Genomic DNA, 22,492 nt, shown 5'->3' on the forward strand with positions numbered 1-22,492 from the left:
ATTAAGCGATCGCCCCGACAGGAGGCGCCAGCTCGAAGGCCCGAGGCGTCCGGCGTCCGCCATCAGACAAAAGTTAAGAAAAAATCTGCAAAAACTCTAAGTTATGAGAAAGAATTCCTTGAGGGCCTCTCTCTTGTAAGCGAGAAATTAAAAGAAGACTATTGATTTCTCGAATCCTCTTCCTTGCACGTCACTGTCAAGCGGTCAACCCAACGGCTACACGATCGGGATCTTCTGTCCCAGGCCAACTGACAACTGAGGGCGGGCACGGGGGCACCGCCCCTACCAACTGACAACTGACAACTGTCAACTGCACCAGATTTTTTGTTAGAAAAACCCGGTTTCAGCGTCCGGGATGATAACTTACTCTTCGCCACCGCCTTGGAGTTTCAGCAGCAGGAAGCCTCCGCCGATACCGACGAAAATGAGGGAAAAAGACAAAAAGGCCGCACTCAGAAATTCAGGGTTCATTTGTTTTAGAGTTCCTTGACGATTGCAAATTAAATAAACATAATTTGACATTACCCGCTATCTCATCAACGGGGATTCTTAATTCAGCCACCTACCTTAAAATTAGCTGTCTCTTGCGAGCAATTGCTCAACTATTGAACCGTACCGAAGTACCAATCAAACCGTCGAGTTTAGATAATCTGTGCTGGTGCGTCTGAATCAAGCCTACTAGGATACAGGCCTAGAGTTTGGGCGTGTCCCGCCCTACTTTTGGATAAAAAATTTTAGTTTGGCTGGTTTCTAGGTCAGGTTTAGCTGGAGGTAACTGTTTTGATAGTGGCTGGGTATCCCACTTGAGATTACTACTTCTTGACCAATCGTTCCACTTGTTGATCGCGCTTTAACGTATCAACAGTGTTACAGCTTGTGCCATGGTAGGTATTTTACTGTATCAAGTTACCTTTGATCAACGATCGGCATCGCAGAAGTTCACAGCCTGTGTTAAGAAGGCGGCGAGGCAATCGCCAGTCACGGATGCGCTGGTTTTTCGCTATTTTCAGGCGATTTTTGGGAAATTAGCCGACGAAATGCTAAGATTTTAGTACGCAAATTCCTCTATTTTGTGGGAGAGAACTGCCTTGAGTCTCGATCGGGAATCAAAACTAGCTGTAACTCTGGGAGATCCGGCGGGAATTGGCCCGGAAGTGATTCTCAAGGCCTTGGCAGATCCGGCTGCTGCTGTGATGGCGACGGTTTTCGGCGATCGGGCAATTTTGCAGCAAACTTACGATAAGTTGCGATCGATCGATCCTGCACAATCTTTGGCAAATCCCGAAACATTAAACATTATTGATATCCCACACGTCAGCAAGTGGGGAGCGATTGTCCCGGGTGTGGGCTCAGCAGCGAGCGGGGCGGCTAGCTTTGAGTATATGGAAAAAGCGATCGCCCGTACCCTCGCCGGCGAATTTGGTGCGATCGTCACCGGCCCGATTTCCAAAACTTGCTGGCAAGCAGCCGGTTACAATTATCCAGGACAAACAGAACTCCTGGCAGAAAAAGCCAAATCGCAGCGGTTCGGAATGCTGTTTGCCGCCACATCTCCACACAGCGGCTGGACGCTGGTAACTTTACTCGCTACCACACATATTTCCCTGCGTCAAGTACCCGACGCTTTGAATCCAGAATTGCTGAGCGAAAAACTCGAATTGCTGGTAGAGTGTTTGCGGGAAGATTTTGGACTGGAAAGACCAAAAATTGCGATTTCAGGGTTAAATCCTCACAGCGGCGAAAATGGCAAACTGGGAAATGAAGAGCAAGACTGGATGATAGCTTGGTTGGAAACGCAGCGCGATCGCTTTCCTCAAGTGCAGTTAGACGGGCCAATACCCCCAGATACCATGTGGGTAAAACCAGCTAAAGTTTGGTACGGTTTAGCCAAACAAGCTCACGACGGTTACTTGGCAATGTATCACGACCAAGGCTTGATTCCTGTAAAATTGATGGCTTTCGATCGAGCAGTCAACACGACAATTGGCTTGCCTTTTGTCCGCACGTCTCCCGATCACGGCACAGCTTTTGATATTGTAGGTCAAGGACTTGCCGATGCCTCCAGCATGAAAGCAGCATTGCAGTTGGCTGCCCAGTTGGCTAGTCGCAGAACAGCAGTTAAAATAGGGCGATAGCTATAGTACCTCTGAGACTGCGAAAAAATTATGTTATTTCTATCGCTCTTGGCACGCGCGCCACGCAACAAGCAAGCTGGTCATTTTAGTCGATCGGTTAAAATCAGATTTTGGTAACACACTATGACAGCATCTAATGATAATCCCAGCCAACTATATCAGCCAGAAAAAGAGGTTTCTGAGGCAAATATGCCACTTCCTAAAGCTGGAGATCAACTTCAGGAATTGCTAGTCATACTGACAGAATTGCAGTTATTAAAAAAAACCAAAAAGGGAGCCACCGAGCTAAAGTTACCGCTATCAGAAAAGTCTAGGGATCGAATAGAGGAGGAAGAAAATCGGCGCAATCAATTGTCTTTTCGGATCGAACCACCTGCGATCATACCGGAAATATTGAATAACAATGAAGAGATCCCATCTCAAAGACGAGAAAACCACGATCGGGAACCTAATTCATCTAAAACAGCGAAGGTAGCCAATAATTATCGACCCTCCGAGGAAGATTTAGAACAAGCAGTTGAGGAGTTTAAGCGGTTGCAGCAACTGCTGTTTGAAAGGGATTTGCCAGAATTTTATAGTAATGTTTTTAGCGTGGAACAAAGGTTAGAAAACTTTGAAAAGCTAATGTCTGAGCCGAAAGAGTTGATGAATTTAATGAAACCGTTAATTCCGGAATTGGTGAAAGAAGAATTAGAGCGGTTAAAGTCGGAATTAAATAAGGCGATCGAACTAGCAAGCAACAATCAAACTAATCGCCTAGAAGTGCAGGGAAAATTAGCAGATTTAGAAAATCAAATTGCTGAATTTTACCAGCAGATCCCGCATCCCGAACAGTTAATGAAGCGGCTGATGCCGGTGGTAGGCGATCTGCTCAACCGCAGGCTAGAGGAGTCGAAGTCAGAAATAGCTTCGGCGATCGCACCGACAGTCAATCAAGTAATTCACAATCAAAATGGGCTGGAAGAAAAAGTAGTAGTAATTGAAGATAAAGTTGCGAATATTCAGCAGCGTTACCAGCAGCAGCCTGAAGATTTAATCAAGCAGCTAGTACCGATAGTTAGCGACTTGCTCAGCCGCAAAATTAGTGAATTAAAATTAGAGGTTGTAGAAGCTGTCGCACCGTCAGTACAAGTAAGAATAGCTTGGGTAGAAATAGAAGAAAAAGTATTGAGCATCATCGAGCGCCGGCTGGCGGTGCAACAGTCACAAATCCAGACGCCAGAAGAGATTAGGGCTATGGTAATCCCAGCAATCACTGATTTGCTGAACCGGAAAATTGATGAATCAAGATTAGAGGTAGCAGCGGCGATTGAACCTTTGATTGAATCAGCAATTCTGCAAAGAGAAGTTCAAGGAAAATTCAGCGACGTAGAAAGCAGGCTAAATAATCTTCAGCGCCAGCAAAAGTCTCAACCGGAAGAAATCATGGCAAGGTTGATGCCGTTAATGATTGAGTCGCTGAATCGGAAAATTGATGAGACAAAGTTAGAGGTGAAAGAGGCGATCGCCCCGGCTGTCAACACCGCTATTGAAAACAGCGGTATTGCAGGACAATTATTAAAGAATGACAATAAAATAGTCGAACTTCAGCAGCAATTTTTAGCCGAAATCGAAGGCTTGATGGCAAGAATCATGCCCGCGATTGTAGAGATGCTGTCCCGAAACATCCGGGAAGCTAAGTTAGAGATAGAATCTGCGATCGCCCCCGCTGTAGATGCCATCATTCAGCATCAAAGGATTGATGAAAGACTCGGGAATATCGAACAAAAAATTGTGGCGATCGAACACCGAATTTATGAATCGACAGACTTGTTTACCGATTTACTCAAACCTTTGATTGACGAGCTGATGGTTAGCCATCACGCCCAACTCGAAAAATCAGTTATCGAATCTATTTTACCATTGTTAGATGAAGTTGTGGGTTATAATTACAAACTCAACGGTAAAGTCGAGGAACTGGAACGCAAAATAGCCAATGCAGAATGGGGAAGCAATCGGGAACAAATAGCATCCACAATTAAACAGATATTTCCCGAAATGATGCTCCAAACAATTAATGAGTCGAGACCATCATTTACCGAAACCATAGCGCCGATAATAGATGAAGTAATTAATACCAAAACCCGAGAAAACAAGCAGTCGATGGGAATAGCCATATCTCCGGCGATTCCTGTGGGAATAAGCCACAGAATCAGTGAATCGCCAGATGAAATTGCGATGGCGATCGCACCGGAAATGGCCTCGGCTATCAAACAGCAAATCGTTATCAAGCAAGAAGCCATGTCGGATGCCCTCTATCCGATCATCGGCAGCACAATTTTAAAATACATGGCTGAGACGATGCGGGAGATTAATGAAAAACTAGAATCATCTTTAAGTCCTGAGGGAATTACTCGCAAAATAAAATCCAAAATCCAGGGCATTTCTGAAGCAGAATTGCTGATGAAAGAAACAACCCCGCTGACTGTTAAAGCTGTCTTTTTAATCCAAACAGCATCGGGCTTAGTAATTGCAGCAGTGCAGCAGTCTGAACGCGAACAGTTAGAATCAGATATGGTAGCGGGGATGCTGACTGCTATTCGCTCTTTTGTCAACGATTGTATAGTTCAGTCGGGAAATATTGCCGAGATTGATGCTATAGAATACGGCACATCTACGATTGTATTAGAAGTAGCGGGTTCGTGTTATCTAGCAGTAGTGGTGCAAGGAGAAACGCGCCAGTGGTTTAAGTACAAAATGCGAGCCATATTCAAAAATATTATTGAAGAATACGGCAATCAAATCCAGTCATTTAACGGCGATCCCACCAGTGTGCCGGCAGAAGTAAACTCAAACTTGGAAAAATTAATCGTCGCGACAGAGGTTAAAGTAAAATCTGCTAAGCCGCCAATTTTACCAATTATCGGTTTAGCAGCCTTAGGTTTAATTGGCGTACCTTGGGGCATTCATCAATACCGCAGCACAATTGCAGCGAGGTTAGAAGCAGATACGAATTTAGCTTTACAATCTGCTCCGGAGTTATCGGTTTATCGCCTCGCGGTAGATGTTAAAGATCGAGTTTTGGAGATTTCAGGACGAGTGCCAAATCAAAAACTGCGATCGCAAGCGGGAAAAATTGCTCAGGATACAGCTCCCCAATTAAGAATTGACAATAAAATTATAGCCGTTGAAGTACCTCCCGATCCGATTTTAGCCGAAGCCGATGTCAAGCGCACGACCGCTCTTTTGAATAAACTAGAAAACATTGATATCTCGGCTCGCTATGCAGAGGGGAAAGTCACCGTTGCAGGTAGCGTGAGCCAAGCGGCAGATGCTCAGAAAATAACTCAAGCTTTTGAGAAAATCCCGGGGGTGAAGTCTGTAACAAATACAGTGACAGTTGAAACTCAACCGTCGTTAAAGGCAATGGGAATTAAGCTTTATTTCAGTACGGGTTCAGCAATTTTGCCTCCTAAAGACGTAGCAGAAAAGGTGAGCAAAGTCAAGGAATATATGGAAAAAAATAGCACGAAGAATTTGAGGATAATTGGCTACAGCGATTTTAAAAGCAGTCCTGCGGAAAATCAAAATTTGGCGCTGGAAAGGGCGAAAAATGTGAAAGCTGCTTTGGTTAAACAAGGGATAAACGGCAATAGAATACAAGTTGCTTCTACGAAGGGTCGTCCCGAAGGTGTGGAGCCAAATCAATCGCTGTCGCTGAGCAGATTGGTAGTATTTGAGGTGGTAAATTAAATTTGGTAATTAGTAATTGGTAATGGGTAATGGGTAATGGGTAATTGGTAAATAAGAGTCGGCGAATGGAATTCGCGACTACACAAACGATGTCCGCCTCCGCGGACTGAAGAGGTCGGCGGTTGAAACCAGGCCTATAGGAAGAAAGTGTAGCGCGATCGGGGACGCTCGCACTCAGATATGATTCGGATGTCACCGGATTTGAACTCACGCCTTGATGATATTTAAAACATCCTAATGACTAACAACTACTGACGGCAGGACTAATGAGTAATGACTAATGACGGCAGGACTAATGAGGGCGGGCACGGGGGCACCGCCCCTACCTACCTACTGACTAATGACTCTTAATTTAATTGAACTCGCCCGGAGGTAAATGCTTGTATTCGATCGCCCGCCAAGCATACTAACAACCGGCCGCATCCGTCAATCCCGGCCGCTTCTCCGCAGATGGTTTCCGAGGAAAGCTCGATCGCCACATTACACCCAATCAGCGCATCGCGGCGGCGCAATTCCGGTAACAGCCGCGCTAAACCGGACTTGGAGGGTGGCTTGTCGGTGGTGGAAAACATATCGCCTAGTTCGAGTAAATAGCGCCGCAGTCGATCGAGCAAACAGAGTTCATCTGGCACATTACTAACAATAGAATGCAAGCTTACCGCATTGCCGATCGCTCTTGTATCCAATCCCGCAGCCGCGAAATCTACGCAGCGGTTGACTCCTATTCCGACAACCGTCCGAGTGCCGAAAGTGTTACCGGAAGTGGCTTCACAGAGAATTCCGGCTAATTTTTGGCGATCGATCCAGACATCATTCGGCCATTTCAGGCGCAGCATATCACGACATTCGGGCACCAAATCCTCGATCGCAAAAATCACAGCTAAACCAACTGCTAAACTGAGTCCGGGTAATAGATTCGGGTTGAGGTTGTCGAGGACAAAACTTGCAGTTAAAACACCTGTTGGGGAATGCCAAGTGCGATCGTGTTGTCCGCGCCCGCTGGTTTGCCGCTTAGTAAATATTACATCTCCGTGGTGCAGTTGGTCTGCGCGGGCGATCGCCCAGGTGTTGGTACTCGCACAGGTATCTAAGGTGTGCAGCCAGTGACGCACTAACTCATTATCAACAGTATTTATCAACCTTACCTCAGTAGGAATATCCCCTATCCTCTCAACTTCATTATTTTCTAATTTATTGAGATTTTTTCATATCATTTTTCACGAAAATTATATCGCACGGTGCATATTAATTATTCATCTCTCTATTCTCTTCCTCTGTGTTCTCTGTGTTCTCTGCGGTTAAATCATATTGTATAACTCTGAAATTTATCCCAAATTTATGCCATTTCAATACGTAATCCTAGGGAGTAAGAAACCCAGTTTCTTCGTATATATCTAGTTGAAAAACCAATATTTATCCCAGAAAACGGGTTTCTTTAGCCTTAGTTTTACCCTGAAAAAAGACAAGCAATCACCAGCACCATTTACGCTGATTTCCCTTGCATTTCCAGCAACTCAGGAATCGTCACAAACCGATATCCCTGCTGTTTCAAACCAGCAATCATCTCCGGTAAAGCCTTAATAGTACGCGATCGATCGCCCCCGCCGTCGTGCATCAACACGATCGCCCCCGGCTTCGCACCCTTCAACACATTCTCCACAAAAGCCGACGGTTGAGCGCGCGGATCGGTATCGGCAGAAGTTACCGACCACATCACCACAGAATAATTATGTTCCTTAGCATACTTAGCCAAACCATTATTCAAAACTCCTCCCGGCGGACGGAAATAAGTCGTCTTAACTCCCGTCGTTTCGTAAATAAGTTTTGCCGTGCGATCGATTTCATTAGCCGCTGTCGCCGCATCCATCCCATCGTACCAATGATGCCACGTATGATTACCGATCGCGTGACCTTGGGCCACAACTCGGCGAGCAATTTCGGGAGAACTTTCTAGAGATTTACCTATCCAAAAAAATGTAGCTTTAACATCATTTTGCTTAAAAATATCCAGCATTTGTTCAGTCGTTTCCGGCCACGGCCCGTCATCAACAGTTAGCGCAATAACTTTCTGAGAATATTTGATTGTTCCCTCAAAAACAGTTTTTCCCTGAAACTGTTCCGGTGGCACAAAAGTCAAGCGTTTTTCTTTAGATTCCAATACAGTGAGAAGTTTCTCAAATGTGCGATCGAGATTAAAGCCTGTTTGATTGTCCCCAACCTCGTTTGGTAACGGATTTATCGTTAAGGATTGGTCGAGGTTCTGCACCGCGGCGGTTGCAGGCTTGTCACTTCCTTGTTGATTTCCGGGCAGTAGCGTACCTATGATAAAGCTCATTGCAGCCGCAGTCAGGGCGATCGCCACAAAACGCCATTTTTTTCGCAGTCTTTGAAACAGATGATTTCCGGTCACTTGAAATTCCTTTCATTCCACACTGCCGATAATGATAATGGGAATTTCAGGGAAAAGAAACCTAATTTTTAATAAATATGTCTCAGCGGGGATTGACAGCGGCATCGGAAGGGCGATCGAATGCGATGGGATGCGGGCGATCGGCATAACCGCGATTTCAATCGCCGGGTGTATCTTTAGGGCGATCGGTCAGCAGGCCCTCAAAAAAAATTATTGTAGTACAGTTCAAACATCGGATTTACCTCGGGCTACAGCACCAGTTTAGCAGCCGAACGTCTTGATTTATCGTTGTTTTTGGGGCGAGAGTGTTGGTGGGGGCGATCGACACCCACCTTAAAAAACCAAATTTAAAAAAAACTTGTATTACCCCCTTGACAGTCTCGTAGTACGCAGTGTAGTATAAATGTATGGCGAAGGGGAAAAGCCTCAAAGCTTTATTCCAAAAGCAATACGAACTTTGAAAACAGAATAGATAATTAATAGTGTCACATAATTGCGGACATTGGCGGTATAGACTCCGGTAACAAAAGCCCGATCGGGTTGTAGTACGCGGAATCAACCGCCATCCCGTCCAAACAGAAATCTTGTGGGGTTGTAGCTCAATTGGGAGAGCGTCGCTCTGTCACAGCGAAGGTAGCGGGATCGAAACCCGTCAGCCCCGTGAGGCGATTTTAGATTTTAGATTTTGGATTTTGGATTTTGAATGTTTTGATTTGAAATTTTCATATTTTCATCTTAAAAAATTGAGATTTAAAATTGAGATTTAAAATTGAGATTTTAGAGAAAATCTGCAATTGAATTACTTCGGTATTTCAAACGAGATAATACCAATTTCTCTGCGGGAAGGCATCGCCTACAAAACCCGTTGGGATTCCCTGGTTAGGTGGCTGAGTGGCTCAAAGCGTCGGTCTGCAAAACCGAATTTCGCGGGTTCAAATCCCGCCCTAACCTCTGTTCCTATTTATTCACAGGAGCAATCTAAAATTCCCAAAAGCAATCCCAAATCTAAAATCTAAAATCTAAAATCAATAGTGCTGTAGGCAAATGGTTTAAGCCGCTTGGTTTTCACCCAAGTGATTGCGGGTTCAACTCCCGTCAGCACTTCCAAAATTCCAGGGTTGGCCCTCCTATTGGCGTGGGTAGCTGTCTGTAAAACAGTAGCTTAAAGCGTTGCTGGTTCAATTCCAGCCCGACCCATGCGATTTTAGATTTTAGATTTTAAATTTTGGATTTCAAGATTTAAGATTTGAGATTTAAGATTGTAAATTGTGCAAAAAACCCGGTTTCTGAGAAAAATTTTGCATCTCTACTAGAGATATTGAGATAGAAACCGGGTTTTTGACCCCCGCGAGTAAGTCCTGTGTAGTTAATATGCAGTTCCAAAACAAGAGAATGTGTTGTAACTGGACAACAATTCAGCTTGCGCAACTGAAAAATTGAGGGTTCAAATCCCTCCGTTCTCGCTCATTGAGGAGAGGTGGCCGAGAGGCTTATGGCGCTTTCCTGCTAAGAAAGAGCGGCTTAACAACCGCCGTGGGTTCAAATCCCACCTTCTCCGTTTTCCCCCGATAGCTCAGTTGGTAGAGTGCTTGTGTGAAGAACAAGAAGTCGTCAGTTCGATACTGACTTGGGGGATTGCGTTGCCTTATAGCTCAATTGGTAGAGCTGCACGCTGTTAACGTGATGGTTGTAGGTTCGATTCCTACTGAGGCAGCCATTTTTTATAGGAATTATGCACGGGTGGCCAGAAACCGGGTTTTTTACGAAGATTCTTCGCTGTAGTCCGTAGATTAGGTAAAAAACCCGGTTTCTTTGGTTATAAATGTGCAATTTCCGTTTAAATTGCCTGGTAGACAAATTGGTAAAGTCGCCTGTCTCTGAAACAGGAATTTATGTAGGTTCAAAGCCTACCCAGGCATTGAATTATTCGGAAGTCGCCTAATTGGTATGGCACCGCTCTTTGAAAGCGGAATAATGCAGGTTCAAACCCTGCCTTCCGAGTTCTGCTTTTCCAAAAGCAGTAATGATGATGCTCCTGTAGCCCAATTGGCAGAGGCCGCAAGCTCAAATCTTGTGTGTTACTGGTTCAAATCCAGTCAGGAGTACCAAATTTTCAACTGAGTTTCTACTTGCTCTTGTGGCGGAATTGGCAGACGCGGCAGACTTAAAATCTGTTCTATTTTGATTGTGAGTTCGAGTCTCACCTGGAGCATGAACGGAATGTGGCGCAACTTGGTAGCGCGGCGGCTTTGGGAGCCGAAGGTTGCAGGTTCAAATCCTGCCATTCCGACTTTACCTCTGTGATGTAATTGGAAAACATCACTCGCTTAGAACGAGTGTTTTGCTGGTTCGAGTCCAGTCAGGGGTATTGGGTATCAAAACCCAAAAATGCGATCGATTTTACCCTTGTAGCCCAATTGGTAGAGGCGCTAGATTTAGGATCTAGTCAGTGCTGGTTCGATGCCAGTCAGGGGTATTTGGTAACATCGCGGGTGAAGTAGCCTGGGTAGGCTTGGAGGTCTCATAAGCCTCTTCATAGCAGGTTCAACTCCTGTCCCCGCTACCAAAAATGCAGGTGTGATGTAATTGGCAATATCAGGCTTTTGTATGGCCTTGTTGCAAGTTAAAATATCGCCATCTAGTCGGCGTGCTGGTGTAGCTCAATTAGGCAGAGCAACTGATTTGTAATCAGTCGGTTGTAGGTTCAATTCCTATCACCAGCTCCACAATTGCGAATATGGTGTAATGGTAGCATTCGAGTCTTCCAAACTCTAGGCACGAGTTCAAGTCCCATCATCCGCTTTTGCAGTCCTGTAACTCAACGGTAGAGTGTTTGCCTTACAAGTAAGAGCGGGGTAATATCCTGCCAGGACTACCAATTTACGGGGGTGTAGCTCAATGGATAGAGCGCCGCGCTTCGGACGCGGATGTTGTGGGTTCGAGTCCTACCACTCTCGTTGTTTTTGCTAGAATTTAAGGAGGTTGATTCAATTGAATGATTAATTTTTTAGATTCCAAAACTTACATATCAGGCCTAAGAAACCGGGCTTTTATCTAATCTGTTGGCTACAGCTAAAGATTTTCTCCAAAAACCCAGTTTCTGACTATTGATGTGTAAGTCTTATGTTAAACGCGATCGCACTTTTGCGTATCCCAACCTTTGGAGCCTACATACTTTAGTATGAGAGGAAAGGTAACGCTGTCAAAAAACAGCGTGCGTTTGTAAACGAGGAGTGCAGTGAACCCGATAGGTAGGCTTAAAAGTAGCCATCCTTTAAAGAGTGTGTAGTAACTCATCGGCGGAGTCCCTCTAGTAACTCAGAAAACGCAATGCTCTGATAACTTATACGCAAAGTGCGATCGCACTATTTGAACTGAATTTATTTGGTTCGTAGTGAGGACTTTAGTCCGCAAATTCAGAGGACTAAAGTCCGAACGATCGAACTGTAAGATTAGAAGGAGTTTCCCCCATGCCTGTAATTGTAATGGAAGTCAAAACCGCGCAAAATCATCCCAATGCTGATGCGCTCCATCTCTATAGTTTTGAAGCTCCGGGGCATGATGCCATACAAATTGTTGCCAACTCAGAAAACATTTATGATGTTGGCGATATCGTTGCCATAGCGTTAACTGATTCTGTGTTGAAAAACGGCACTAAAATCACACCTACAAAACTCCGAGGCGTTTATTCCTTTGGCATGGCTTTGGGGAAAGTTGACGAAGCAATCGGCACTGATTTGTCGGCAATTTATTGTCAAGAAACGGTAGAGCAATCGGCACAAATGCAAACATGGCCGAGCATCGAACTGCTCTACAATCTCCGCCGCAGTTTAGAATTACTCGGGGAAACTCCTAAGATAATTTATCGAGCTAAAATTAAACTCGACGGTACTAATGGAGGCATTCAAATCTTTACCGATGGTAAAGTTGTTGTCCAAAGTCGATCGCAAATCATTGACACGAAAAACGACAATCTCGGCTTTGCTAATTGGGTGAATCAAAATATCGATTTTTTCTCTCGATTGGCAAGTTCCGAACACGCAACTATCTTTGGGGAATGGTGCGGTAAAGGGATTCAGAAACGGACTGCTGTATCTGAGATCGATCGCAAAATCTTCGCGGTGTTTGCAGTTCAATTTGGCGGCGTGGATGGCAAAATTGCCAAACTGGAAATCCGCCCTGACAAAATCGCTGATTTCTTGCCTAAACATCCCGATATTTTCGTCTTGCCTTTTTACGGAGAACCGTTTGTTTTAGATTTTGGCGATTCAGAGCAACTAACATCAGTTGTTGATACCATCAATCAAGTGGTTGATGTTGTAGAAAAAGTCGATCCTTGGGTGAAAGAAACTTTCGGCATCGCAGGAATTGGCGAAGGATTGGTGCTGTTTCCCGAAAGCGGCGAACTTGCGGAAAGGCTGTCCTATGCAGAACTGCTGTTCAAAGCTAAAGGCGAAAAACACCAAGCTGTCAAAACCAAACAACCTGTTCAAATCAACCCAGAAGTTGCTGAAAGTATTGACGATTTTGTGAATCTTTTTGTCACACCTGCTCGCCTAGAACAAGGGGTAACAGAAGTTTGTGGCGGTCACTTTAATATGGACAAAATCGGAGCATTTTTAAAGTGGTTTAATGCTGATGTACAGAAAGAAAGTGTTGCCGAACTAGAGGCTAGTCAACTAACCTGGAAAGATGTCAACAAAGCAGTGATGAACGCAGCTAAAAAATGGTATCAAGAACAGGCTAAATCTTTGTAGTTATTCGGGGAAAGGATCATGGTAGGGTGCGTCGCTTCTTAAATAGTTGTAATTCGCCAGAATAGTCGGGCGACGCACCCTACTGTTGGCTTTGTAGTTATTGCAACCATAAATCAAAGAAACTGGGTTTTTTACCGAATCTGCGATTAACAATGAAGTATTTTCGCAAAAACCCGGTTTCTGACCACCCATGCGTGAGTCCTATTAATATTGCAAATCAACAAAAAATACGGGAGTGTAACTCAACTGGATAGAGTGTCGAGCTTCTACCTCGAATGTTGTAGGTTCAAGTCCTACCACTCCTGCTGAATGGGTTCGTAGCTTAATTGGTAAAGCATCTAACTGGCTGTTAGAAAGATATCGGTTCAAATCCGATCGCAATCCACCAACTTTGGGTCTGTAGCTTAATCGGAAAAGTGCCTAGTTCGCAACTAGGAAAATGTCGGTTCGAGTCCGACCAGTATCCACCCAAAAAGGGGTCATAGCTCAATTGGTAGAGCGCTTGCTTTGCACGCAAGAGGTTAGGAGTACCCTTCGGGAAGGCTTCGCCTACGATTCTCCTTGATTCCACTGCGGTGTCTGAAGCCAAAGCGGTAGCGGCGCTGGTTTGTGGAACCAGTAATAGCGGGTTCAATTCCCGTCAGACACCCCTCGGAAGATGCCGCTAAACGGTTGGCAACTGGTCTCGAAAACCAGGGTACAGGTAACTGTAAGGGTTCGATTCCTTCATCTTCCTTGTAATATCAAATCTGCTTAGTTGCACCGATAATTATAGGGAAACAGCACTGCTGTGTTCCTACGGATAGGTTGCGATGTGGCAGGAATTTGATTCACCACCGGAAGCCGAGAAGCGAGGCGCTGTGCTGATAACGCAGAGGTAGAAGGGGCAGTACCTTCCCGGTGGATTTCCTATAGTTTAGCTATGGGAATCATGGATACTTTGCATCATGGAAGATGCCGCTAAATGGCCAGCAACTTGTCTTGAAAACAAGGGTACAGGTAACACCTGTAAGGGTTCGATTCCTTCATCTTCCTTAATGAAATATTCTTGCACTTCGTAGATAGATTTGTTATCCTGTACGAATAGGAAGTTTGGGGAGGTCGCCTAATTGGAATGGCACCGTAAAAACTAGGTAAAGCGGCTCTCAAAAGGACGATCGAGTTTGTTGAGTAGGGTAAAAAGTTGCTTCGCGACGTTCCCTGAAAGCGCAAATTGGCAGCGGGTTGCAGAGGCACTGAAAGGAATTAACAGTCCGAGATGGGGGTAGTTCCCGTCTGCTTACAGGTAGTAAGGAAGCGCGTTTCCTGAAAGTTGCTGTCGATCGATGCGGGTTCGAGTCCCGTCCTCTCCATTTGTGATTGAAAAGCAAGGAGTGTCAATCCGTGCGCTGACATCAGCTTATCTCGTTTTGAGACCGATCGCCCTTTCCTACAATTGTCTCTAGGGATGCGGGCGATCGCGCATTTGAAAAGCGACTGCTACGATGGTTTCAGCCTTGGTGATTTCCAAAACTTCTTAACAAACAAGATTAAACATGAGAAAACTCATATATTACGTGGCTTGCACGGTTGATGGGTTTATTGCTCGCGAAGATGGCTCCTTTGATTGTTTTCCGATCGCAGGAGAGCATTTTGCCGATTTGTTCGATCGCTTTCCCGAAACTATTCCGGCGCACCTTCACGAAGCACTAGGCATTAGTGCGGGTAATCAGCAGTTTGATGCTGTTTTGATGGGACGCAAAACCTATGAAGTCGGGCTAAACGTGGGTTTGACGAATCCTTATCCCAGCTTGAAGCAGTATGTCTTTTCGCGCAGTATGCAAGCCAGCCCAGATGGGAATGTTGCACTGGTGTCAGACAATGCTGTTGAATTGGTGAAGGAATTGAAGCAGGAAACGGGTAAAGATATCTGGCTGTGCGGTGGCGGTGAGTTAGCCGCAACGGTGGTTTCTGAGATTGACGAGATGATCGTCAAGTTGAATCCGGTAGTCATTGGGGCGGGAATTCCGATGTTTGCAAGGGCGATCGCGCCGACAAGTGTCGAATTGGTCGATCGGCAAATTTACAGCAACGGTTTCATGCTGCTGCATTATCGAGTGAAACACCTCGATGACTAAAACTTAGGTAAAATTTATGATTAATTTAAAACAATTCAACTATTATCTAGTCCTCGATCTAGAAGCAACCTGCTGCGACAAAGGATCGATCGCCCGAAATCACATGGAAATTATCGAGATTGGCGCTGTGATGAAAGTTATGCCCTAGACGGAAGAGTTTTGGCGGGCTGACTATTCATCTCGAACCGGATGTTGCAGAAATGTTTCCTGACTCTGAAGCAGTGAATGAAGCTCTAAGATTTTTGATGAGATTTATGAAAGATAATAAGTATTCTGTGGGTAATATTAGAGGCAATGGCTAGCAGTTAGTGAAGGCGATCGCGATCGAACAAGGTATGCGTTTTGCCATTCGTGAAGGCGATCGTACCGTCGGTGCGGGTGTCGTCTCCAAAATTCAGCGGTAGCGTTTTGCTGAATTCACAAGTAACAGAAAAGCCAAACCTATTCGGGTAATTGGCTTTTCTGTTTGCTTGTTTCTTCTGTACAATAATTAGTGGGGCGTAGCACCAGAAGTTTATGAAAAAAATCTGAAAGAAATAATAGCAATGAGCCAGGAATTATGTCAAGCTGTTTGTCATGAGGATTTTGAGAGAGTTATCGCTCTCCTACATCGGGGAGATGATATAAATTTTAGAGATGAAAGTTGCTCAGATAGTACCCCTCTACACCAAGCAATTATGAGAGGATACTTCAAGATGGCTGAAATATTAATTGCTAGGGGCGCAGATGTTAATGCAACAGACAGAGATAACGATACACCTCTACATTCATCTATCTCCTATAAAAATCTAGAGTTAGCAAAATTGCTAATTGACTCTGGTGCTGATATAAATTTCCGGTGCGGTACTGGTTCTGTTGACACTCCTTTACACGCAGCAGCTTTTCGGAACCAACCCAGGATTGTTGAGGCACTTGTTGCTGCTGGAGCAGATATCAACATAGTCAATTGTCATGGGGCAACCCCAATTCAGATTGCAGCTCGGAGAGGACATCGAGAAATTATCGAAATACTATTATCTCAAGGTGCTCTTGTCAACATATACATTTCTGCTGCACTCGGCAATATCCAGGAGGTTGAGTCTTACCTCGAACAAGGGGGCGATCCAAATGCTCCAATCGGACGAGAACCTTACGGGCATACTTTATTGTACTTCGCAGCAGCAAATAACCAAATTGAGGTAGCTGAGCTACTAATTAATTATGGTGCAGATGTGAATAGAGAATGCGATCAAGGTTTTTATCCTTTGATCGCTGCTTCGCAGTTTGGTTTTGTAGAAATGGTACAGCTATTAATCGATCGCGAAGCTGATGTTAGCGTCGTCATAGATTTCGGGCATGGAGCGTTAGAATTAGCAGCAGAGAACGGACACAAAGAGGTTGTGCAAATTTTGCTCGAACGCGGACTGTCATTAGAGGGAACCGCTGACGGCTATGAAAATCATATCGAGCGAGCGATGGATGAAGCGGCTGCGGGAGGACACAAAGATGTTATGAGGTTTTTACTCTTGCAAGGAGTAACAATTAGCAAAACAGCTATTCACGCTGCTGCGGAGCGGGGACACAAACCCATTGTAGAGCTTCTCATCGCTTTTGGAGCTGATGTTAATGCTAAGGACTATAGCGAATATACAGCATTACAGAAAGCAGCTCTAGAGGGACATTTGGAAATTGTGCACCTTTTGTTGATTTCAGGAGCCTATGTCAATGCTAGAGATAATAACAGATATACAGCTTTACACAAAGCAGTTTCACGCGGTCACTTAAATATTGTACGATCGCTCTTAGCTTCGGGAGCAGAGGTGAATCCACGGAATCAACGAGGCTGTACCCCAATTCAATTGGCCAGGTGCGGAAATCAACAAGATATAGTTGAGGTTTTGATGGCTCAATCGCTTAAAATTGGATTAGATATGCGATCGGTTTGTAGTTCATGCCAATACAGACGATCGCGCTCGCACTTAAATTAAATGCTTGAATTAAAAGCTATGTGAGGTCGATCGTGTAAACTAAATTTAGTCCTGTTAATCAAATGCGCCGATCCTGCAATGAAAACCCTAGCTAAATGGTCTGTAGGTGACTACCACCGCATGATAGAAGCAGGCATTCTGCGCGATCGCCGTGTAGAGTTGCTAGCTGGTGAAGTTTACGAAATGAGTCCAGAAACCCCAATCCACTACAATACTATCAGACGAGACAGTAAATACCTCGAAGAACTGCTCGCCGGTCAAGCTGATGTCCGCTGCAATGGGCCAATCACACTCTCGGATTCGGAACCAGAACCAGATATTGCGATCGTGCGATCGCCCGAATCTGCTTACAACGATCGCCATCCCGAACCTCAAGACATATTTTGGATCGTAGAGATTGCTCAAACTAGCTTGAGAAAAGACTTAGAATTGAAATCTGCTATCTATGCTGCGGCTGGAATTCAGGAATATTGGGTGTTGGATTTATCTGCCAAACATACGATCGTGTTCCGATATCCTGAACATGGCGAATACGCGATCGAGCAAAAGCTCGAAGACGGAATCATTATACCGCTCGCATTTCCCGACATTCGGGTATCCGTTGAGAGACTTTTGGGTTGAATAAGATTGATCTTATTGACAAAATCGCCGGCGATTTTCTAGGGGATAGCTTCGATCGCCCTTACAGAAAACTCGCGATCGGGCGATCGGCACAAATATTTACAAAAATAATTGATTTTTCAGAACAGTTGTGTTAAAGTAGTCTAGATGCGGGAGTATAGCTCAGTTGGTTAGAGCAGGTGACTCTTAATCTCAAGGTCGAAGGTTCAAGTCCTTCTACTCCCATCCTCAAACAACATAGTACAATACCAATACCCGCAAGCTGTGGTGATATCGTCAATCTAAAATATTGACAATAATATCTGTGTCAATCAGCTTGTACAATAATTCCCATGAACATCCAGCAATTTGTTGACAATTCCCTCGGACAATGGCGATCGCAGCGCAGCGCCCATCACTTGACTTTCCGACACTTTGAAGCGATCGAGTCAGTCATTGATATCGTTGCACTCTCACCCGATGATGCTGCCGTAATCGACCTCTGCAAATCTTACGACATCGACCCAGCCCAAGCAGTCAACCCCTTTCAGATGGCATGGGAAGGCCAGTCAGATTGGGATGAAAACGCCGAAATGAAAGGCAGTTGCATCCTCGTACCAATCCCAGATCCGACACTCCCCAATCGCGGTAAACTGCTGCGAGACCAAGGATATGCCGAAACCATTCCCGCCGCCGCAGACTATCACATCACAGACGATGGTACCTTTGTCCTCCTGACAAGCTACGACAACGCCGCAGCCGAAGAAAAAATTTGGTTCGCCAATCCCAACCTGCGCTTCCGTGTTTCCCTGATCAAAACCAGCAAAGGAAGTGGAGTTGTCACCGCATCATTTTCTTCAGAAATTCGATCGCTCTCCGGGAAATAATACCACTATCAAAAATATTGCAACAGTCTCTGTAGGGTGCGTCGCCACAAACAATCCCTAATTTTCATCGACAAAATCCGGGCGACGCACCTTACCCAAAAAGCGGACAAAACAAGCAAAACAATTGTTGAGCGATAACACTTTTACTCGCTGCTATAAAAAATTCAAAAACAGCTTATGAATTCAGTAAAAAGTAACGATTTAATAACTCTGGCTCAATGGATGGCAGGGGATTTCAGCAACTACAAACAATCCTTTGAAAAACCACAAAAATTTGCCCACATTCATGTATTTTTCCGACCCTTACCCTTTGAATTTTTCAATGCTATCGGATTTTACTCCGAGCAAGTTTACGACCATGACCTGTGGACTCCCTACCGTCAAGGAGTCCACAAATTAATAGACCAAGGCTCGCAAATCTATATTGAAAATTACAGTCTCAACGATCCAGTACAGTATGCAGGCGCAGCACGCGAACTAAGCATTCTCAAGACAATTAAACCGGATTGCATTCAAAGGCGGTACAATTGCTCAATGGTTTTCAAACGAGACGGAGAAATGTTTCGTGGTAGTGTAGAGCCAGGAAACCAGTGTCTCATCGAAAAAAAAGGTTGTTCAACCTACCTAATCAGCGACGTGGAAATTACCGAAACAACCTGGAGCAGTCTCGATCGCGGTATGGATGTAAATACTCACCAACAGATTTGGGGCTCGGACTTTGGCTCTTTATTCTTTGAAAAGCGTCAAAGTTTTGCCGCAGAACTACCTCCAGGCTAATTTAACCGCTGAATGACGAATTTCCAGGCATTGCAGCACGTACTCAAGCCATACCTATTGCTCCAAAACACTCCTGCACTATAAAAAACTGCCTGTAGCACATGAAAACAGCAAAATCAACTCCTCTGTTAAATTATGTAAAGTTTTCTAATAAAACATCTATTTATGGTAAATTCTCAGATAACACAATAGTGGAGATATTTTAAATGGTTTTTGGACCTGCATCTCGACTTGGAGTCAGTTTATTTGAAGAAACACCCTGTTTAGAACTGATTCCAGGACGTTCAGAAGAAGAAGTAGAAACCATTATTCGTGCCGTCTACCGGCAAGTTTTGGGTAATGCTTACGTCATGGAAAGCGAACGGGCGACAGTTCCTGAATCGCAACTAAAAAGTGGTGCATTGAGCGTGCGCGAATTTGTCCGCGCTCTTGCAAAATCAGACGCTTACCGTTCTCGCTTTTTCGATACCTGTCCTCGGTATCGGTTTATTGAACTCAATTTCAAACATCTTCTCGGTCGCGCTCCCGATGGCCTAGAAGAAATGAGAGCTCATAGCACTATCTTAGATACCGAAGGCTTCGAGGCAGAAATTGATTCTTACCTCGACAGCGATGAATACCAAAACGCCTACGGCGAAAATATCGTTCCCTACTACCGAGGCTACAAAACTCAACCAGGACAAAACATGGTTGGGTTTACTCATATGTTTGCTCTGTTGCGCGGAGCTTCCAGCAGCGATTTCAAAGGAAGTCTGTCTGGGAAAACCCCTGTTCTGAACAAATACGTGATTCAGGAAACCCCCCTCGCAATCATTCCCCCTTCCGGCGGTTCAGTTGGCGACGGTTGGGCATTCCAAGATCCTGGTATCAGCGCGCGCAGCCGTACAGGCTCGGGCACAGCAGCAGAAGGCAAAGTTTATCGCATTGAAGTGACAGCCTATCGTTCTCCTGGTGTGGTTAACCGAGTCTCGAAATTCCGCCGCAGCAATCAAGTTTATTTCGTTCCATTTGATAAACTTTCCCAAGAATATCAACGCATCCACCAACAAGGCGGCGTAATTGCCAGCATCACTGCTGTCAACTAGAAACCGCTCAATTTTCTAGCTTCACGACTTGGGGAATCACATCCCTAAGCGTGTTTGCAAGCAATCCTTAATTCTCAGTTTAGAAGCGTTATTTAGTCTTAGGAGAAACTCAATGAGTGTGGTTTTAGATGCGCCAGTAGAACTTTGGTCTACTGCTAGTTCCGATGATACACAGGCTGTAATTCGTGCCGTTTACAAGCAAGTGTTGGGGAATCCCCACGTGATGGAAAGCGAACGCCTGACTGTGGCAGAATCCCAGTTGTGCGATGGTTCGATGACGGTACGGGAATTTGTCCGCGCAGTAGCAAAATCTGACTTCTATCGCGGTCGGTATTTTGAATCCTGCGCTCCCTACCGCTTTGTCGAGCTAAACTTTAAACATTTGTTAGGTCGCGCTCCCCTAGACCAAGCAGAACTTTCCGAGCATATTCGCACCTGTATCGAAAAAGGCTACGATGCAGAAATTGACTCCTACCTCGACAGTCAAGAATACCATGACAAATTTGGCGAAAATACAGTCCCTAATTATCAAGGAGCAAAAAGTCAAGTCGGACAAAAGCAACTCGGTTACAATCGCACCCTTTCCCTGTATCAAGGTTACGCAGGAGTTGACAGTGCTTTTACCGCTTCTCGCTTAGTTGACTTCGTAGCTGGTAATAGCGGTAACAAAATTACTTTACCAAGCACAGGCGGTCGTATTAGTGCTTACAAAGATGCCACCGAAAAAATGTTCAAGATTGTAGTCAAGGGAGCTAAATTTGATAGCCCTCGCCGAGTGAGCAACACTGAATATCTTGTCTCTGGTGCGAAGATGACTCCGCAAATTCAGCGCATCCATCGCGCCGGCGGAAAAATTGTCAGCATCACCGAAGTTGCTTAAGCCATAGAGTGATGGGGGAGTATCCCCGCAGTCAATTTACTTTTTGTTGCACAGGCAAAACAGCCTGTGACTCAGATGCCGGCTTTCTAGCCCACACCACACCAAAATAATTTTTCTGCCAAACAGGGATGCTCCCTCCGTCTTGCTTATGACTTGAGATTTTTACTCGAGTGCCAAGGCTTCTGACTTTTTTGGTGACTGATTCTTTCTGACTTTTTTGTGAATTCAGAATCATTATTGAGCATTAAAAATCGCCAGAAGTTGTAACATTTTTTACATGGCAAAACAACTTTATTAAGTTTAGGAAAAACCATGTCCAGTTTAACAGCAACTTTCGTAAATGACCCAGTAGAACTGCGCTCTAATGCAACGGAAGACGACTTACAGTTAGTAATTCGCGCTGCTTACCGCCAAGTATTAGGAAACGCCCACTTGATGGAAAGCCAGCGTCTCACCAGCGCCGAATCCTTACTCCGCAATGGCGATATTACAGTACGCGAATTTGTCAGACAAGTGGCAAAATCAGAACTCTATCAATCTCTGTTTTTTAACACCAATTCCCCCTATCGGTTTATTGAGTTAAACTGCAAGCATTTGCTCGGTCGCGCTCCTCTGGAACAAACAGAAATTGCTCAGCACGTCCAAACTTGCAACAGCAAAGGCTACGGAGCAGAAATCGATTCTTACATTGATAGTGACGATTATACCCAAAATTTTGGCGAAAATGTCGTTCCCTATCCTCGCAGCATTCGCAGCCAAACTGGCATCAAGAATGTCGGTTTTAATCGGATGGTTTCTTTGCTCGGAGGAGCATCCACTAGCGATACCAGCAATAAGCCTCAGTTAATTGCGACTGTTGCCAGCAATATACCTCAAAAAATCAAACTTTATAGCATTGGTTCCAGTGGAACTTCTAGCACTACTGGCAAGCGTTTTCGGATTGTGGCGGGCAAATCTGGTGGTGCTAAAGTCAGAACGAGCAACATCAGCTATGAAGTTGGCTATGCTCAACTTTCTCGGCAAATTCAGAGTATCCAAAAAAGTGGTGGCAAAATTATCAGCATTACTGAAGTTAGCTAAATTTCCTGAGGCTTCAGTTTTGTTTTGATTTAGCTTTGGTCTCTTCTACTTTCTCTAGAGCGAGT

At 44.8% G+C, this 22,492-nt stretch carries 18 protein-coding genes, 27 tRNA genes and 1 pseudogene; 43 read left to right on the top strand and 3 right to left on the bottom strand.

What is annotated here, in order from left to right:
- Positions 1-363: 363 nt before the first annotated feature.
- Complete coding sequence (locus tag QZW47_RS15255; protein ID WP_293128512.1) at positions 364-471, bottom strand: PetM family cytochrome b6-f complex subunit 7; 108 nt, start codon at positions 469-471, stop codon at positions 364-366.
- Positions 472-881: 410 nt separating this feature from the next.
- On the opposite strand from QZW47_RS15255, the gene QZW47_RS15260 reads away from it, so the two are divergent.
- The 3 genes from QZW47_RS15260 (at position 882) to QZW47_RS15270 (ending at position 5,867) form a co-directional block, all read left to right on the top strand.
- The gene (locus QZW47_RS15260) at positions 882-1,052 is read left to right on the top strand and encodes a hypothetical protein (protein WP_293128297.1); all 171 of its coding nucleotides are present in this window, start codon (positions 882-884) and stop codon (positions 1,050-1,052) included.
- Between the two features lie 36 nt (positions 1,053-1,088).
- Positions 1,089-2,135 (top strand): 4-hydroxythreonine-4-phosphate dehydrogenase PdxA, encoded by a 1,047-nt coding sequence (gene pdxA / locus QZW47_RS15265; protein WP_293128299.1) that lies wholly within the window; start codon positions 1,089-1,091, stop codon positions 2,133-2,135.
- Between the two features lie 123 nt (positions 2,136-2,258).
- Positions 2,259-5,867, top strand: coding sequence for an OmpA family protein (locus QZW47_RS15270; protein WP_293128301.1), 3,609 nt, complete (start codon positions 2,259-2,261; stop codon positions 5,865-5,867).
- Positions 5,868-6,214: 347 nt separating this feature from the next.
- Here the strand turns inward: QZW47_RS15270 and QZW47_RS15275 are convergent, their stop codons facing one another.
- Positions 6,215-7,006 (bottom strand): biotin--[acetyl-CoA-carboxylase] ligase, encoded by a 792-nt coding sequence (locus QZW47_RS15275; RefSeq protein WP_293128303.1) that lies wholly within the window; start codon positions 7,004-7,006, stop codon positions 6,215-6,217.
- Positions 7,007-7,350: 344 nt separating this feature from the next.
- On the bottom strand, positions 7,351-8,277 hold the full coding sequence (locus tag QZW47_RS15280; protein WP_293128305.1) for a polysaccharide deacetylase family protein: 927 nt from the start codon (positions 8,275-8,277) through the stop codon (positions 7,351-7,353).
- Positions 8,278-8,314: 37 nt separating this feature from the next.
- Between QZW47_RS15280 and QZW47_RS15285 the strand changes: the two genes are divergently transcribed.
- The 40 genes and pseudogenes from QZW47_RS15285 to QZW47_RS15480 all read left to right on the top strand — a co-directional run bounded on the left by QZW47_RS15285 (position 8,315) and on the right by QZW47_RS15480 (position 22,427).
- A complete protein-coding gene (locus QZW47_RS15285; protein WP_293128307.1) occupies positions 8,315-8,542 on the top strand; it encodes a hypothetical protein in 228 nt (75 codons plus the stop codon).
- 323 nt (positions 8,543-8,865) lie between these two features.
- A tRNA-Asp gene (locus QZW47_RS15290) sits at positions 8,866-8,938 on the top strand.
- A gap of 216 nt (positions 8,939-9,154) precedes the next feature.
- A tRNA-Cys gene (locus QZW47_RS15295) sits at positions 9,155-9,228 on the top strand.
- Positions 9,229-9,307: 79 nt separating this feature from the next.
- Positions 9,308-9,384, top strand: a tRNA-Glu gene (locus tag QZW47_RS15300).
- A gap of 8 nt (positions 9,385-9,392) precedes the next feature.
- Positions 9,393-9,474, top strand: a tRNA-Tyr gene (locus QZW47_RS15305).
- Positions 9,475-9,665: 191 nt separating this feature from the next.
- A tRNA-Arg gene (locus QZW47_RS15310) sits at positions 9,666-9,740 on the top strand.
- A gap of 8 nt (positions 9,741-9,748) precedes the next feature.
- Positions 9,749-9,835, top strand: a tRNA-Ser gene (locus tag QZW47_RS15315).
- A gap of 4 nt (positions 9,836-9,839) precedes the next feature.
- Positions 9,840-9,912: transfer RNA gene (locus QZW47_RS15320), tRNA-Phe, on the top strand.
- Between the two features lie 6 nt (positions 9,913-9,918).
- Positions 9,919-9,994 (top strand) — tRNA-Asn (locus tag QZW47_RS15325).
- A 126-nt stretch (positions 9,995-10,120) separates the two neighbouring features.
- Positions 10,121-10,196 (top strand) — tRNA-Gln (locus QZW47_RS15330).
- Positions 10,197-10,204: 8 nt separating this feature from the next.
- A tRNA-Gln gene (locus QZW47_RS15335) sits at positions 10,205-10,278 on the top strand.
- Between the two features lie 30 nt (positions 10,279-10,308).
- Positions 10,309-10,385: transfer RNA gene (locus QZW47_RS15340), tRNA-Leu, on the top strand.
- 23 nt (positions 10,386-10,408) lie between these two features.
- Positions 10,409-10,489: transfer RNA gene (locus QZW47_RS15345), tRNA-Leu, on the top strand.
- A 4-nt stretch (positions 10,490-10,493) separates the two neighbouring features.
- A tRNA-Pro gene (locus tag QZW47_RS15350) sits at positions 10,494-10,567 on the top strand.
- Positions 10,568-10,571: 4 nt separating this feature from the next.
- Positions 10,572-10,645, top strand: a tRNA-Leu gene (locus QZW47_RS15355).
- Positions 10,646-10,679: 34 nt separating this feature from the next.
- Positions 10,680-10,753, top strand: a tRNA-Leu gene (locus tag QZW47_RS15360).
- An 11-nt stretch (positions 10,754-10,764) separates the two neighbouring features.
- Positions 10,765-10,843, top strand: a tRNA-Met gene (locus QZW47_RS15365).
- A gap of 83 nt (positions 10,844-10,926) precedes the next feature.
- Positions 10,927-11,003, top strand: a tRNA-Thr gene (locus QZW47_RS15370).
- A gap of 81 nt (positions 11,004-11,084) precedes the next feature.
- A tRNA-Val gene (locus QZW47_RS15375) sits at positions 11,085-11,155 on the top strand.
- 6 nt (positions 11,156-11,161) lie between these two features.
- Positions 11,162-11,234: transfer RNA gene (locus QZW47_RS15380), tRNA-Arg, on the top strand.
- 513 nt (positions 11,235-11,747) lie between these two features.
- Entirely contained in the window at positions 11,748-13,034 is a 1,287-nt protein-coding gene (locus QZW47_RS15385) for an RNA ligase family protein (protein ID WP_293128309.1), read from the top strand.
- Between the two features lie 231 nt (positions 13,035-13,265).
- Positions 13,266-13,339 (top strand) — tRNA-Arg (locus QZW47_RS15390).
- A gap of 6 nt (positions 13,340-13,345) precedes the next feature.
- Positions 13,346-13,422: transfer RNA gene (locus tag QZW47_RS15395), tRNA-Ala, on the top strand.
- A 5-nt stretch (positions 13,423-13,427) separates the two neighbouring features.
- Positions 13,428-13,501, top strand: a tRNA-Ala gene (locus QZW47_RS15400).
- A gap of 8 nt (positions 13,502-13,509) precedes the next feature.
- Positions 13,510-13,604 (top strand) — tRNA-Ala (locus tag QZW47_RS15405).
- Between the two features lie 5 nt (positions 13,605-13,609).
- A tRNA-His gene (locus tag QZW47_RS15410) sits at positions 13,610-13,683 on the top strand.
- 4 nt (positions 13,684-13,687) lie between these two features.
- Positions 13,688-13,770: transfer RNA gene (locus QZW47_RS15415), tRNA-Ser, on the top strand.
- A 213-nt stretch (positions 13,771-13,983) separates the two neighbouring features.
- A tRNA-Ser gene (locus QZW47_RS15420) sits at positions 13,984-14,069 on the top strand.
- A 500-nt stretch (positions 14,070-14,569) separates the two neighbouring features.
- Positions 14,570-15,151 carry a dihydrofolate reductase family protein gene (locus tag QZW47_RS15425; RefSeq protein WP_293128311.1) on the top strand — a complete coding sequence of 194 codons (582 nt, stop codon included), beginning with the start codon at positions 14,570-14,572 and terminating at the stop codon, positions 15,149-15,151.
- Positions 15,152-15,167: 16 nt separating this feature from the next.
- Positions 15,168-15,299: a hypothetical protein gene (locus QZW47_RS15430; protein ID WP_293128313.1), complete on the top strand. Its 132-nt coding sequence runs from the start codon at positions 15,168-15,170 to the stop codon at positions 15,297-15,299.
- Between the two features lie 154 nt (positions 15,300-15,453).
- Positions 15,454-15,555, top strand: a pseudogene (locus QZW47_RS15435) (hypothetical protein); the annotation flags it as partial.
- 141 nt (positions 15,556-15,696) lie between these two features.
- Entirely contained in the window at positions 15,697-17,118 is a 1,422-nt protein-coding gene (locus QZW47_RS15440; RefSeq protein WP_293128315.1) for an ankyrin repeat domain-containing protein, read from the top strand.
- 78 nt (positions 17,119-17,196) lie between these two features.
- Positions 17,197-17,739, top strand: a complete 543-nt coding sequence (locus QZW47_RS15445) for a Uma2 family endonuclease (RefSeq protein ID WP_293128317.1) — start codon at positions 17,197-17,199, stop codon at positions 17,737-17,739.
- A complete protein-coding gene (locus QZW47_RS15450; RefSeq protein ID WP_293128319.1) occupies positions 17,736-17,876 on the top strand; it encodes a hypothetical protein in 141 nt (46 codons plus the stop codon). The genes QZW47_RS15445 and QZW47_RS15450 overlap by 4 nt, the downstream gene beginning before the upstream one ends.
- Before the next feature lie 14 nt (positions 17,877-17,890).
- Positions 17,891-17,964 (top strand) — tRNA-Lys (locus tag QZW47_RS15455).
- Between the two features lie 107 nt (positions 17,965-18,071).
- Complete coding sequence (locus QZW47_RS15460) at positions 18,072-18,605, top strand: phycobiliprotein lyase (RefSeq protein ID WP_293128321.1); 534 nt, start codon at positions 18,072-18,074, stop codon at positions 18,603-18,605.
- 177 nt (positions 18,606-18,782) lie between these two features.
- Positions 18,783-19,382, top strand: a complete 600-nt coding sequence (locus QZW47_RS15465; protein WP_293128323.1) for a chromophore lyase CpcT/CpeT — start codon at positions 18,783-18,785, stop codon at positions 19,380-19,382.
- A 206-nt stretch (positions 19,383-19,588) separates the two neighbouring features.
- Complete coding sequence (locus QZW47_RS15470; RefSeq protein WP_293128325.1) at positions 19,589-20,467, top strand: phycobilisome linker polypeptide; 879 nt, start codon at positions 19,589-19,591, stop codon at positions 20,465-20,467.
- A gap of 112 nt (positions 20,468-20,579) precedes the next feature.
- Positions 20,580-21,347 (top strand): phycobilisome rod-core linker polypeptide, encoded by a 768-nt coding sequence (locus QZW47_RS15475; RefSeq protein ID WP_293128327.1) that lies wholly within the window; start codon positions 20,580-20,582, stop codon positions 21,345-21,347.
- Between the two features lie 312 nt (positions 21,348-21,659).
- The gene (locus QZW47_RS15480; RefSeq protein ID WP_293128329.1) at positions 21,660-22,427 is read left to right on the top strand and encodes a phycobilisome rod-core linker polypeptide; all 768 of its coding nucleotides are present in this window, start codon (positions 21,660-21,662) and stop codon (positions 22,425-22,427) included.
- The last annotated feature ends 65 nt before the right edge of the window (positions 22,428-22,492 follow it).

The sequence above is a fragment of the Microcoleus sp. bin38.metabat.b11b12b14.051 genome (genome assembly GCF_013299165.1).
Lineage (GTDB): Bacteria > Cyanobacteriota > Cyanobacteriia > Cyanobacteriales > Microcoleaceae > Microcoleus.